At 37.6% G+C, this 14,062-nt stretch carries 14 protein-coding genes; 3 read left to right on the top strand and 11 right to left on the bottom strand.

Annotated features, from left to right (window positions below; all coding sequences use genetic code 11):
* The first annotated feature begins 4 nt into the window (after positions 1-4).
* Together DCS32_RS05400 and DCS32_RS05395 are read left to right on the top strand one after the other, a co-directional pair.
* The gene (locus DCS32_RS05400) at positions 5-1,003 is read left to right on the top strand and encodes an NAD(P)H-dependent glycerol-3-phosphate dehydrogenase (protein ID WP_108877334.1); all 999 of its coding nucleotides are present in this window, start codon (positions 5-7) and stop codon (positions 1,001-1,003) included.
* Between the two features lie 3 nt (positions 1,004-1,006).
* Positions 1,007-1,810 (top strand): DUF3667 domain-containing protein, encoded by an 804-nt coding sequence (locus tag DCS32_RS05395; protein ID WP_108877333.1) that lies wholly within the window; start codon positions 1,007-1,009, stop codon positions 1,808-1,810.
* Positions 1,811-1,854: 44 nt separating this feature from the next.
* On the opposite strand, the gene DCS32_RS05390 is transcribed toward DCS32_RS05395, so the two are convergent.
* From DCS32_RS05390 to DCS32_RS05380, 3 genes are all read right to left on the bottom strand, one after another.
* Positions 1,855-2,250 (bottom strand): hypothetical protein, encoded by a 396-nt coding sequence (locus DCS32_RS05390; protein ID WP_108877332.1) that lies wholly within the window; start codon positions 2,248-2,250, stop codon positions 1,855-1,857.
* 86 nt (positions 2,251-2,336) lie between these two features.
* Entirely contained in the window at positions 2,337-3,353 is a 1,017-nt protein-coding gene (gene pheS / locus DCS32_RS05385) for a phenylalanine--tRNA ligase subunit alpha (protein WP_013750812.1), read from the bottom strand.
* A 117-nt stretch (positions 3,354-3,470) separates the two neighbouring features.
* Entirely contained in the window at positions 3,471-3,833 is a 363-nt protein-coding gene (locus DCS32_RS05380; protein WP_013750813.1) for a hypothetical protein, read from the bottom strand.
* A gap of 142 nt (positions 3,834-3,975) precedes the next feature.
* Here DCS32_RS05380 and DCS32_RS05375 point away from each other — a divergent pair, with 142 nt between their 5' ends.
* The gene (locus DCS32_RS05375) at positions 3,976-4,530 is read left to right on the top strand and encodes a CvpA family protein (protein ID WP_108877331.1); all 555 of its coding nucleotides are present in this window, start codon (positions 3,976-3,978) and stop codon (positions 4,528-4,530) included.
* Positions 4,531-4,584: 54 nt separating this feature from the next.
* Here DCS32_RS05375 and DCS32_RS05370 read toward each other — a convergent pair whose 3' ends face one another.
* From DCS32_RS05370 to DCS32_RS05335, 8 genes are all read right to left on the bottom strand, one after another.
* A complete protein-coding gene (locus tag DCS32_RS05370; RefSeq protein ID WP_108877330.1) occupies positions 4,585-6,462 on the bottom strand; it encodes a SulP family inorganic anion transporter in 1,878 nt (625 codons plus the stop codon).
* Positions 6,463-6,608: 146 nt separating this feature from the next.
* Entirely contained in the window at positions 6,609-7,235 is a 627-nt protein-coding gene (locus DCS32_RS05365) for a carbonic anhydrase family protein (protein WP_108877329.1), read from the bottom strand.
* Positions 7,236-7,238: 3 nt separating this feature from the next.
* Entirely contained in the window at positions 7,239-8,816 is a 1,578-nt protein-coding gene (locus DCS32_RS05360; protein WP_108877328.1) for a SulP family inorganic anion transporter, read from the bottom strand.
* A gap of 124 nt (positions 8,817-8,940) precedes the next feature.
* A complete protein-coding gene (locus DCS32_RS05355) occupies positions 8,941-9,240 on the bottom strand; it encodes a hypothetical protein (protein ID WP_108877327.1) in 300 nt (99 codons plus the stop codon).
* A 257-nt stretch (positions 9,241-9,497) separates the two neighbouring features.
* Complete coding sequence (locus DCS32_RS05350) at positions 9,498-10,262, bottom strand: tetratricopeptide repeat protein (protein ID WP_108877326.1); 765 nt, start codon at positions 10,260-10,262, stop codon at positions 9,498-9,500.
* Between the two features lies 1 nt (position 10,263).
* The gene (locus DCS32_RS05345; protein ID WP_108877325.1) at positions 10,264-12,027 is read right to left on the bottom strand and encodes a BatD family protein; all 1,764 of its coding nucleotides are present in this window, start codon (positions 12,025-12,027) and stop codon (positions 10,264-10,266) included.
* The gene (locus tag DCS32_RS05340) at positions 12,027-12,929 is read right to left on the bottom strand and encodes a tetratricopeptide repeat protein (protein ID WP_239057568.1); all 903 of its coding nucleotides are present in this window, start codon (positions 12,927-12,929) and stop codon (positions 12,027-12,029) included. Before DCS32_RS05340 ends, DCS32_RS05345 begins: the two co-directional genes overlap by 1 nt.
* An 89-nt stretch (positions 12,930-13,018) precedes the next feature.
* Positions 13,019-14,053, bottom strand: coding sequence for a vWA domain-containing protein (locus tag DCS32_RS05335; RefSeq protein ID WP_108877323.1), 1,035 nt, complete (start codon positions 14,051-14,053; stop codon positions 13,019-13,021).
* Positions 14,054-14,062 lie beyond the last annotated feature (9 nt).

Below are 14,062 nucleotides of genomic sequence, written 5' to 3'. Positions count from 1 at the left end.
GATTATGAGTAAACCCACATTTGGAGTTATAGGAGGAGGTAGTTGGGCAACCGCTATTGTAAAAATGCTGTGTGAAAACCTAGATACTGTAGGCTGGTATATGCGTAGTGATTATGCACTAGAGCATATTAAGAGAGAAGAGCATAACCCAAGCTATTTAAGCTCTGTAGAGTTTAAACCTGAGCAGCTTAAGTTAAGTAATGATATTAACGAGATTGTAGCATACTCAGATTATGTGATTTTTGCTGTTCCATCTGCCTTTATAGGAGGTGAGCTTAAGAATCTTACGGTGTCGCTAAAAGATAAAGTCATAGTCTCTGCCATAAAAGGGATTATGCCTGAGAGTGGTAAACTCGTTGGCTCTCACTTTAATGAAGAGCACAATGTTGCTATTGAGAATATAGCGGTTATAGCAGGACCTTGTCATGCAGAAGAGGTTGCGCTAGAGCGACTTTCTTACCTCACGATTGCATGTGCCGAAAAGCAAAATGCAAAAGTAATTGCAAAGCACTTGTCTAGTGATTATATAAAATGCACCACGAGTGATGATATTATAGGGATTGAATATGCTGCTACGCTTAAAAATATCTATGCCATTGCAGCAGGTATTGCGCACGGTCTAGGCTATGGAGATAACTTTCAGGCGTTATTAATGAGTAATGCTATACGTGAGATAAAACGCTATGTAAAGCGCGCCCACAAGATGAAGCGTGACATTAATGGGTCTGCTTATTTAGGAGATTTACTGGTGACGGGATATTCTGTTTTTAGTAGAAATAGAATGTTTGGTAACATGATAGGGAAGGGCTACACAGTAAAAAGCGCACAGATGGAAATGTCTATGGTAGCTGAAGGTTACTATGCTGCAAAAAGTGCTCTAGAACTCAACGAATCACGTGATAAGAAAGCACGTGTGCCTATTATAGAGTCGGTACACAGTATTCTTTATAAGGGCAAAGATCCTAAGAAAGTGTTTATTAAGTTGACAGAGAAGCTTAATTAGGGTATGAATTGTAAGAACTGTGGCACAACATTAGAAGGAGATTTTTGCAGTAATTGTGGGCAAAAATCCCATACTGATAGAATAAACGGCACATATGTGCTGCAAGAGATACCTAATAGTGTACTCCAAGTTGACAGAGGTTTTCTTTACACCATAAAGCAGCTTTTTACTCGCCCAGGTCATACCATTAGAGAATATATTGAAGGAAAGCGTGTAAATCATTTTAAGCCGATTTCCTTTGTACTGTTACTGGCAACTATATACGTGTTTTCATCTCTGCTACTGGATAAAAATACAGTGATGGGAGAAGCCATTTCTGGGTTTATCCAAGCGTTAAAAGATGTTTTAAAGAATGGAAACGCTTCACATATTGAAAGAGAGGCTTCGCCAGCTATTATTTCTTTTCTAGAAATTGTAAAAGACAATTATGCCTATGCAACTATAATACTTTTGCCGTTTACTGCATTAACTACTTATATATCCTTTTTAGGGAAAGGATATAATTACTTTGAGCACCTAATTGTTAATCTTTTTGTGGAAGGGCAAAAGTTGATTATTTATCTTATCTGTACACCCTTACTTCTTATCAACAGCAACGAGGATATGGCGTATTTTTTAGAAGGAGCCTTGTTTATTATTCCATTAATATTTGCAGGATGGACATTTGTGCAATTTTTTAAAGAGAGTAAAACAATAACCACCATTTTGCGACTAGTATTAAGTTATATGCTCTACTATATCTTGTTTAATTTAATAATGGTTTCAGGAGCTGTGGTAATAACTGGTTACTATTACATAAGTAAATAAGATATGTTTTTCTTTTAAGTACGCTTTCGCGAAAGCGTAAAAACCTACACCGCTAGTACACCATCCTTACCCATTACTGGTACTTTAACGGTATTGACTTCTTGTATTGAGTTTGCAGGAAACTCAAAACGTCTTTCATACATCTTGTTGTCTAGAAAATAAGTGACAGAGTAGAAGTTATCAAGTGTAAAGATATCTTCTTGCATGAACTCAATCTTTGCAAATCCCTTTGCAGGAAGTAGCTTGATTGTGTGACGCATATGCGTAGTCATTTGCTTCTCATTATAGCCTTGTACGGTAAGAAGTACCATTTCTAGAGGCTCAAGATTATCGTTTACGATATAAGCATTCCAATCTTCTGTTTTAAACTCCTCGTGTAGCTCCTTTACAGCGGCTACGTAGACGTTTTTAACTTCGGGTATGATAATGTCTTTACGCATATTTATAATCTGGTCAGACGCAGTAATGACCTATTTAATTTAGAAATAATTTGCCTCTCGACTGCGCTCGAGGGGACAGTGAGACTCTAAAAAGCAGATTTAAACTGCTCTAAGAAACGAGCATCATTCTCGCTAAGCATTCTAATGTCTGAGATTTGGTGTAATAATAATGCAATACGATCTATTCCCATCCCAAATGCAAAACCACTGTACTCTTTTGAGTCAATACCGCAGTTTTCAAGTACATTAGGATCTACCATGCCACAGCCCATAATCTCGAGCCATCCGGTTCCTTTAGTCATTTTATAATCTGTCTCTGTCTCAAGACCCCAGTATACATCCACTTCGGCACTAGGTTCTGTAAATGGGAAGTATGATGGACGTAAGCGTATCTTACTTTTGCCAAACATTTCTGTAGTAAAGTGTTGCAGCGTCTGTTTAAGATCTGCAAAAGAGACGTCTTTATCTATGTATAATCCTTCTACTTGGTGGAAGAAACAGTGTGAACGACCGCTTATAGCCTCGTTACGGTATACTCTACCCGGAGAGATCGTACGTATAGGTGGCTTGTTATTTTCCATATATCTCACCTGTACAGATGAGGTGTGAGTACGTAGTAATACGTCTGGATCTGTTTGTATAAAAAAGGTATCCTGCATATCACGTGCTGGATGATATTCTGGAAGGTTTAAGGCAGTAAAGTTATGCCAGTCATCTTCTATTTCTGGTCCTTCAGAAACGTTGAATCCTATGCGAGAAAAAATATCAATAATCTGATTTTTTACAATAGAGATAGGGTGGCGTGCTCCTATTTCAATAGGTTCACCTGGGCGTGATAAATCACCAGTAGCCGTAGCTTCTTCTGCTCCTTCTAGTTTTTCTTTAAGCTCGTTTACCTTTTCAAGGGCACTTGCTTTAAGAGTGTTAATTACCTGTCCATACTCGCGCTTCATCTCATTAGGCACATTACGGAAGTCTGCCATAAAATCATTCACAAGTCCTTTCTTTCCAGAATACTTGATTCTGAATGCTTCAACTTCTTCTAAAGTTTCGGCTTTAAAGGCCTTTACTTTTTCAATGTGTTCTTTGATTTTATCTAACATAATACGTCTTTTTACCGTCTAAAAGGAAATGGCAAATTTAAGAATAAAATTGGGGTGTAGCAGTATAACCAAGCCGTAAAAGCAGTAAGATTATATAGTCGCTATCGTGTTTAGTTTTTAAGAGATTAAGCCCTTTTCAAGAAAGTATTGTACAATCGCATCTTTCATGAGTATTTGTTGTTCGCCAGCCTTAAGTGGTGGTAGTGCTTCTAGCACTTTATAGTGAGGCCATCCCTCAGGATCGTCATAATCATATTGATAATACCCAAAAGGTTCAAGCAAACGACAGATGGCAATATGCATCAAGTTCATTTTCTCGTCTTTTTTAAAAGTTTTATCCAGCTGTCCTAATTCTTGTATACCTATGAGGTAGATAATGCTATCTAAATCCATAGCGCCTTTATCACCATCTGCAAAACGGGTAGATAGTTTATCAACTACCGCCGCATATCGTTCTTTGAGTTGTTCGTCTCTAGCCATATATTTCTCTTCTGTACGTGAATTTATTCACGCGGTTAAGCTTCAATAGATGAAAGCTTTCGGTTAATGCCATAAAATAGCATCTATACCAATTTTAAGCTGCAAAAATACCACCATTAACTGAAATTACTATCTTTAGCGCATGAACACTATTGACATCATTTTTGGTATTATTTTAATTTTAGGTGCTATTCAAGGATTGCGCAAAGGACTATTTGTAGAGCTAGCATCACTTGTAGGTCTCGTTGCTGGAATTTATGGAGCAATCCACTTTTCTCATTACGTAGGGGACTGGCTTGTAGAAAAAACAGCGTGGAGTGAGCAAATTATAAATCTTACAGCCTTTGCTGCGACCTTTATCATTATTGTACTTGTGGTCTCTCTAGCAGGAAAATTACTTACCAAAGTGGCAAATTTTGCGATGCTTGGTATAGTAAACAAGATAGTAGGAGCAGCCTTTGCTGTACTCAAATTTGGTTTTTTGATAAGTGTGGTGCTTATGTTTATAGATGCTGCAGACCGTCAGATATCATTTATAGGTGACGATAAAAAAGAGCAATCGGTGTTGTATCCCATCATTCAGCCTTTGGCACCTGCACTTCTTCCTTCTATCCTTAAAAAAGCAAAGGATGAGGATATCTATAACCCAGATAAAGAAAAAGAGCCGACTGAAACAGACGACTCTTCTAGTATTTAGGAATGTTGATAGTTACGCTTTCGCGAAAGCGTAATTACACCCCACAACATCTATTTAATATCTATCTTTTACTTGTTTGTTAAGGGAGTTAATACACTCCTTGAACGTATCGTAAACCTCTGTTTCTGGTATTAATTCAGGAATGATTTTAATGCGTTCTAGCATATACTTAGGTTGTTTTCTTAAGCCTACAATGTGCACATTAATCCCACCTTGGTTAAGTTGGAGTATCGTGTCTTCTATCGCATATACACCAGACTGATCTACATAAGGCACACGCTCCATACGTAATATTACATCTGATGCCGTAGCAGGAATTTGCTTGGTAAGTGCAGAAAATTCGGATGTATATCCAAAAAATAATGGACCACGAAGGTGTTTAATAAATACCTCCTCCTTGAGATGATCTGGAAAAATAAGTTCATCACTCCATAAAACCTTATTCTTTTCGGCGGCGCGTAGGTCAAAAACTTTAGATTGCCTAGTAGTAAAGTCACCCATCTTCTTCATAAACATAAGACACGATAATACTAATCCAATTCCTACTGCTGCAACGAGATCCCATACTACAGATAGCACGAGTACCACAATCATTATAATAACTTCAGAACTTAGCTTGATAGGACCAAGTTTTATGTCCTTAGGAAGATTAGGTATTGCTTTTAATCCTTTGTAATCCATAACACCAAGACCTACGGTAATAAGAATACCTGCAAGCACAGCGGCTGGTATTTGTGAAGCAATAGGGCCTAATGCAAGTAGAATGAATAGTAACAATACACCAGCAATCATACCTGATAGTTTAGTCTTACCACCCGAGTTAATATTTACTACTGTTCTTATCGTTGCTCCAGCACCCGGAATCCCACCAAAAAATGAAGCGATGGCATTACCTATACCTTGACCTATGAGTTCTTTGTTAGGCTTATGTCTAGTCTTTGTCATATTATCTGCAACCACAGAGGTGAGGAGCGAGTCTATTGCTCCTAGAAATGAAAGTGACAGTGCGGTAAGGATATATGGCGATATAATGCTAAACTCAAAATCTGTAATTATGGAAAGCTTAGGCACAGGAAAACCGCTAGGAATTTCTTGAATAGCTCTGTATTCAAAGGGTGCAAAATAGGCTACTCCAGACACGACCAATAGTGCAACAAGTGTACTAGGCACTGCGGTTGTGATGCGTTTAAAGCCATAAATAATAAATATGGTAGCAAGTGCCAGAGCTAGCTCTATCCAGTTTATGTTTTGTATTGCGCGTCCCATTACCTTAAAGGTGCCAACTACTCCAGAAGATGATGCTTTTGCAAGCGTTACCGCTTCTTTGTATACATCGGTATCGTCTGTAAGTTTTGCTCTACGTATAGTTTCTTCAAAGTTTTCTAAAACTAGGAGGCCTTCGCCTGCTTCATCTTGTAAAATCTTATCTAGAACAATCTCTTGTGCTTGCGGTTTAAAACTATCTACATAACTCTCATCTTGATTAGGATAATACCCCACTGCAGGCAAAAGCTGTGTAATAAGAATCATAACGCCTATAGCAGTCATAAAACCAGAAACTACAGGATAGGGAATGTACTTAATGTATTTACCTATACCCATTACACCCAGTACAATCTGAAAAAGCCCAGCTAGTAAGAAAACTGTGAGTATCGCTGGTAGTGCTTTCTCTACATCACCATCAAAAGTTGCAATAATACCTGCAATAACCACCATACTTACCGCTGTCATAGGAGCCGTAGGTCCTGATATTTGCGTAGATGTACCTCCAAACAGTGCAGCAAAAAATGCTATAAAAATAGCACCATATAGTCCGGCACTTGGTCCAAGGCCAGAAGACACTCCAAACGCTAGTGCTAGTGGTAATGCTACAATACCTGCAGTAATTCCTCCAAAGGCATCGCCTTTAAGATGTTTAAAGAAGTTTTTCATAATGGTTAGGTTGGTGTCAAAATAGAAAGTTAATTCGTTGCATAAAAATAGGGTGGCTTCTTAACGGAACCACCCTACTAATTTAACATTTTAGTTTGTATAAAGCGTATACTGTTGTGAGTTACGCTTTCGCGAAAGCATATTTACTACATAAAAGTAACTTTCCCGTCAGTTATATCATACATGGCGCCTACAATTTTGATTTCACCATCCTTCTCCATGTCGTTCAGTACCACACTTCTAGATCTTATATTGTCGATGGCGATTTTTACATTCTCACGAGATACTTCATCCACAAAATCTAAATTTGCCGAAGTTCTTAAAGCTTCATCTTTAGGCTCTTTTACAGCTGCTACGGCTGGCTCTATTTTATTGATAAGAGCAGTAAGATTACCTAATCTCACGTGATCACAAGCTCCTTTAATAGCCCCACAGCTTGTGTGTCCTAAAACTACAAGAAGTTTAGTTCCTGCTACTTTACAAGCAAACTCCATACTTCCTAAGATATCTTCATTAATGAAGTTTCCTGCGATACGCACGCTAAATACATCTCCAAGTCCTTGATCAAAAACTAACTCTGCAGATACTCTAGAATCTATACAGCTTAAGATGGTTGCAAATGGATATTGCCCATCAGAAGTATCGTTTACCTGCTCTAATAAATTACGATTAGCTTTTAAATTTTTCAAAAAGCGCTCATTACCTTCTTGTAAAAATTCTAATGCGGTATCAGGCGTCATTTTTGCCTGTGTAATCTTTGTGTGTGCTTTCATAATTTATGCTGTTTTTGGTCTTAATTTAAAGAACTCTATATAGCTAGGTGGGTTCTCCACTTCGCCTTTTTCTGAGATTAATTTAATATCTATATTTCTTGCTTTTGCTTTGACAGCAAAGTCTTCTAAAATTTCAATAATATCATTGTCTAAAAAGCGCGTTTTACGCACGTCTAATTCAAGATACGAGTTTTCAGGTAAATTGTCTAGTTCTTTGAGAATAGCACCTTTATTGAAGAAAGTAACCTCTTCGGCAAGTGTCATTTTCATTTGCTGCGCTCCATTACTTCTATCCTCTTTATGTAAAAAGTGTGAGTTCTTGTAACTCTTGTAAAGTACTACCACGATACCTACTGCAAGACCAAGCCCTATTCCCCATAAAAGGTCGATAAAGAAGATACCTACCACAGTTACTATAAATGGCACAAATTGTTTCCATCCAGCACTCCACATTGCCTTAAAAGTAGAAGGCTTTGCTAGTTTGTATCCTACAACAAGTAATATAGCTGCTAGTACGGATAACGGTATTTTATTAAGTAGCGTAGGTATAAGTATTACAGATATTAATAATAAAAAACCGTGAATGATTGCTGACATTTTAGTCTTCCCACCTGATTGTATGTTTGCAGATGATCTTACAATTACTTGTGTAACTGGTAACCCTCCTACTAAACCAGAAAGAATATTACCTGTTCCCTGTGCTAGAAGTTCTCTATTTGTAGGAGTTACATTTTTATCTGGATCTAGCTTATCTGTAGCCTCAACACATAATAACGTTTCTAAACTTGCTACAAGAGCTATCGTAAATGCCGTTACCCAGATTGCTGGATTTGTTATTGCCCCAAAGTTTGGAAAAGCAAACTGACCTATAAAACTGTCTACACTATCCGGTACTGGTACACTTACTAAGTGCTCTGCACTTATTCCATACTCAGATCCTTGTGTGCTTATAAAATAAATAATACCAACGGCAACTGCGACAAGAGGTCCTTGTATAAGTTGGAAAATTCTTCCTTTTTTTGATAAAACATTACTCCATAATATGAGTATTCCTAAGGCAAGAACTCCTACTAACGTTGCTCCTATACTTATGGATCCAATAATATTTCCTAACTCAGAAAGTGTGTTTTCTCCATCCATCTGGAAGAAAGCAAAGTCTCCTTCTGGATCTGCATCATAACCAAAAAAGTGTGGAATTTGTTTAAAAATAATAATGATTCCTATACCTGTAAGCATCCCTTTAATTACGGATGAAGGGAAGTAGTAACCTATTATTCCAGCTTTTAAAAATCCAAAAACTAACTGTATAATTCCTCCTAAGACTACGGCAACAAGAAAGTTTTCATAACCACCTAAAGCACCTATTGCTGTAAGAACAATTGCTGCAAGTCCTGCAGCTGGGCCACTTACCCCTATTTTAGATCCACTTAAGGCACCCACTACAATACCACCTATAATACCTGCGATTAAACCGGAAAATAATGGAGCGCCACTGGCAAGAGCAATACCAAGACATAAGGGTAGTGCAACAAAAAATACAACGACACTTGCGGGTAAGTCGTTTTTTAAATATTTGAACATAATTCGTGATTTGAACACTTCTATTAAAGTAGAGGTGCAGTTTTTAAATAATAATTGTGGATTTGCTTACGCGAAAACGAAACGTAAGATTACGCCTCTACATATACCTGATTAAGAGTCAGGGTTAAGATAATCTATAGTCTGGAGGTGGAATATTAATATCCTGAGTATAATCATAAGTACTCATAAAGTAGTAATAGCTAGATAGCTCAGTAGTTTCATCTACTTCAATTGAGTAAAAAACAAGGTCGTTAAAGAATTTCTCATACTCTTCAAGTTCTTTTTTTGTCTCGTTTTTCTCCTCCTCAATATCTTGTACAACCTCAATATCTGCTTCATTTTCAAGTAACGCAAGGAATGCTGGACCTAGTATAGAGAAGGACAGCATAAGCGCTAGTGAATACAAAGTGAAAGCCTTGAGCATTGTTTAATTTAATTAATGATAAAGATAAATAAATTTAATACCTCTCAGAAATCATAGAATGGTTTTGTGATTCTGACTAGCTTTTATAAATATGGTTTCGAATATGCGTTACTTGAGTTAATTACATAACAATTAGATCTATTATCTCTAATAGCCTTGTGCAAAATGTAGTTGTAGTATCGCTAGTGTTACTCTTTTTGTCGGGAGTAGATACATTAATTGCTCCTGTTATGGAGTTAAGGCAAGAAGAGTTGTCTTTACAACTCTCTTATATCTGTCGTGGGAATCCAGCCTGTTCTTCCATCTGCAAGAAGTATCTTTTTCCAATTATCTACAGCTTCTAGCACCATTACTTTTGCACCTTCATGTAATAAAAATGCTTCTCGACTAGCTAAAGTAGGCTCTCCTTTTACTTGAGATTCTTTTGCAAACACGATTGCTGGGTTATCCTTGGATATTTTCGCGAAAGCTGAATAAGCAAATAACAATGAACATATAGCAAGCACGAGACTAACTAATGACGACACAAACAATGCACGTTTCTTAGTAGAACTAGCGGTAAAGTAATATCCTAAAAATAGCAGTGTACACAACACAACAAATAGTATCGTTGCATACGCCCATCCGTCTGTAGTGAGTAAGGTAAGTACACTATTGTACCACTTTTTAAATGTATTTTCTGGTAATGGTGTGATGGCATCTATGGTCATCTTCTCAGCAAAAAAGGCATTGTTTTTTATCTCTTGATCTGCAGGAGCTAGTTGTTTTGCTTTCTCATAATAATAGATGCTTGGAGCAACATTGTTGAGTTTAAAATGTGCGTTTGCTAGATTATAATAGATAGCAGCGCTTTCTTGATTAGTATCTAGTACCTTTTTGTAAGCATCAATAGCTTCTTGAAACTGACCATTTGCATAATGGCTATTGCCTTGCTCAAAAAGTTGTTCTGGTGTTTGTGCAGTGGTAAAAATGGCCGCTAGCATAAAAACGGTCACTACGAGATAATTGATTAAGTTTCTCATGTTACAGTTGTTTATCTAAAGTGCTTATTACTCGTACAGCCTTGTCATAATCTTGCTGCATCGCTACATCTCCTGTAGGAGTGTATCTTGCAAATTCACAGCTTTCTAATAAGCTTATAAACTCAATATTAGTAGCAGTGTCTACATTTCTTTCTTCTAGGAGTCTTGTGATACGATCTTTAGACATCTCACTAGTGGTAATATTAAGCTTTGCTTTAAGATAGTTATGAAGTGCTCGCTCCATTGCGATATAAAATTCCTTCTGGTTGCCTAGATTTTTCTTTGCAGTACTTAGAAATTTACGAGCGAGCTTATCTGCTTTTCTAATTCTATTACCTGTGACATCACTTGCATAAGCATCTCGCTTTTTACGAATAATCATCGCAAGGGGAATCAAAAGAAAAGGAACAATCACTAAGGCCCAGAACGTATTACTTTTAAAAAACTGTTCTTTTAAGACAGGAGTTAAATTTGCTTTGGTCTTGATATATTGAAACTGATTTTGAGCAACAGCCACTTCTTCACCACTTGGAGCTTTACTATCTGTAGTCACTGGATTTTCTAAAGGTCCATTGTTTACAGTAACGACTATATCATCAGATTTAAGACGCTCATAGGTTTTTGTCTTAGGGTTGAAATAAGAAAAAGAGAGCGGCGGTATAGGGTAGGTTCCCTTATATTGAGGAACTACCGTGTAAGAGTTCTTTTTCATACCGCTCATACCTGCAAGGTTAGTGCGTATCTGGTCACCATTTTCTGGCTCATATACTTCTAGCGAACTAGGAAGTGTAGGTTCAGGAAGTTCAAAAAGTTTTAAATTTCCTTTTCCTTTTACCTCAACACTCATCTGGAATGCTTCACCAGCATCGAGGGAGTCTTTATCTGTAGTTACGGCAAATTCAAATTCTCCTACCGCTCCAGAGAAATACTCAGGCTTGCCAGCTTCTGGGAGCGGCTTTACGTTTACTGTTCTTTTGGCAGCGCTTACGGTAATATTTGCACTTTTACTGAGTGGCCTGCCAAAAATATCTCTACGATTAGTAGGTACGCTCACAGCTACACTTAGGCTAAGAGGTTCTATCTCTAATTTACCCGTCTTTTGAGGGTAAAGTACCGTGCGTCTTAAAATGACGTATCTATATGGTTTCCCTTGATAGGTGCCATCATATATTTTAAACTGCTTTTCATCTGCACTTTGATTCCAGAAATCTGCAAATTTTGGTGACTCAATCTCGCGCCAATTATTTACAGAGGTAGTTTCAGATACGTAAAGTTTATATACTACTGTAAAAGCTTCATTGAGGTAAGGACTTGTTTTTGAAACCTCGGCCACAAGATGTACATTTTCTTTAGCTAGGTAAGTTGGGTCGTTTGGGTCTTTAGGTATTTCTACAGCGCCAGTAACTACTACAGGCATTGCTGGTGATTTATACACCTGGCCACCCACTGTTATTTCGGCCTGCCCTATTTCTAAGTTTCCCTGTCTTGTAGGGGTTAAGAAATAAGAAAATGTTTTCGAAAAACTACCTTTTCCATTAATCCACTGTCTGCTCGTAGTTTGACTAGGACCACCCACCACAGTAAAGCCATCAAAATCTGGCGACTTAAAGTTGTCACCATCTTGATTCATGGTAAAATCTACACGTAAACGTTCATTTACACCTAGTCTGTTTTTACTCAGTTTTGCATTAAACTGTACATCTTGTGCAACGGTTGTTATTGTTGCGAGTAAGAATAGAATTAGTATGTTTAATTTCATCTTCATTACCAGTCTTTCTCTGTTTTGACTTTTGCACCTTTCACTTTCTGTGCGTTCATCTTTTCTTGCGTTTTCTTCTCTTGATCTTGCATAGCTTTTAATAAGCTTTGCACTTGTTGAGGAGATAACTGTCCTTGTCTAGGCTGTGGTGGAGGTTGCTTTTTATCTTCTTCACCCTCGCCACCATCTTGCTTTTTATCCTTGTCTTCAGGCTTTCCATTATCATCTTCCTTCTTTTCTCCATCATCCTCTTTTTCCTCTCCTTTATCATCGGTTTCATCTTTGTCACCATCTTCTCCTTCTTTCTTATCTCCGTCGCCTTCTTCGTTTTTTTTCTTTTCGTCTTCTTTTTTATCTTCGTTTTGATCTTCTTTATCGTCGTTATCACTACCGCCACCACCATCGTTTTCTTTCTCTTTTTTTGCTAGTTGTAGGTTATAGCGAGTTTCTTCGTCTGTAGGATCTGCACGCAAGGCATTTTTATAAGCTTCTACTGCGCCATCCCATTGCTCTTGTTGGAATAAAGCATTCCCAAGATTGTGAAACGCTTTATGTTTCTCTTTCTTAGTTTGAGCAACTGCAGTGGCTTTAACCAGCGCATCTGTACTTTCTTCCCATCTTTTGTTCTTGTAGTAATTGTTACCCGCATTATACTTTGCAGGAACACTCTCTGGTGTCAATGAGATTGCTGCCCTTAAATTTGATTCCGCTTTCGCGAAAGCGTTAAAATCAACAACACCACCTTCTTGATTAACCATAGCTTCTGTCCCTTCTACAATGAGCTCTCGAGCTTGATCTGCATAAGGATTTTCTGGAGGTGTCGCTTTTTTATCTTGTGCTGTGATGGTAAATGAAAGGAGCAAGGCAACTATGAATAGTATGTCCTTAGCACCTTGTAAGGGAGCCATCGTTATATGTGATATGTTAGTTATAAACTGTTTCATTGTACATTTCACTATTACTTCACTCTGGTGAGGGAGTGGTTTGGTGAGGATGTTTAATTATCGTTGAATAGGTTTAGTTTTTTAAGCCAACTAGTCTTACGGTCTAGTAAAAAGATGTCTAAAAACAATAGTAATAATCCAGCTCCCAAAAACCATTGAAACTGATCTTCAAAATCTGCAAATTGCTTTGCTTCAAACTCTTTCTTATCCATTCCGTTAAGCAAATTCTGTACCGTTTCTACTACCGTGGCAGTGTTGCTTCCGTCAATGTATTCTCCATTTGCACCATCGGCTATCGCTTTTAATGTAGTATCATCCAGACGCGTAATTACGGTCTCACCATTTTGATCTTTCTTGTAAGACTGTACGATACCATTACGTTTAAGAGGAATAGGTCCACCTTCTGTTTTCCCTACCCCAATAGTAAAAATACGGATGCCTTCATCATTTGCTTGCTCTGCTATATTAGAAGATTCCCCTACGTGGTCTTCTCCGTCAGAAATAATGAACAATACTCTATTTGTTTGTTCTTCGTCGTTATAGTAGGTTTTGGCAAGTTCGATTGCTTCCCCTATTGCTGTTCCTTGACTAGATAACATATCTGTGTTCATCTGGCTCAAGAAGAGCTTTGCACTACTATAATCTGTAGTTATAGGAAGCTGCGGATAAGCACTACCAGCATATGCGATGATGCCTATGCGGTCACTGCCTAGATTATTAATAATCTGAGTTACGAGCTGTTTTGATTTTTCTATTCGATTAGGAGCGATATCCTCTGCAAGCATAGATTTTGATACATCTATGGCAAACACTACATCTACACCTTCTCTTTTTACCGTTTCTAGTTTAGTCCCTATTTTAGGATTTACAAGCCCTACAACTAGAAATAATATGGCAAAACATACTACTAATACTTTGAGACCAGTCTTAAAGTAAGATCTGTTGGGACTTAGTTTCTTAAGTAACTTAGCATTGGCAAATTTCATCTGTGCACTGCGTTGCCAGATTATTACACCAAGGTACAAGAGTATTACCGCTGGAATAGCGAGCAGTAACCAAAACCATATTTTTTCTTCTAATAGATACATAGTTGCTTT

This window comes from Dokdonia sp. Dokd-P16 (genome assembly GCF_003095655.1).
In the GTDB taxonomy this organism is placed as follows: domain Bacteria; phylum Bacteroidota; class Bacteroidia; order Flavobacteriales; family Flavobacteriaceae; genus Dokdonia.
Note: the sequence above shows the minus strand (reverse complement) of the source record. Positions and strands in the feature narration are given on the sequence as shown.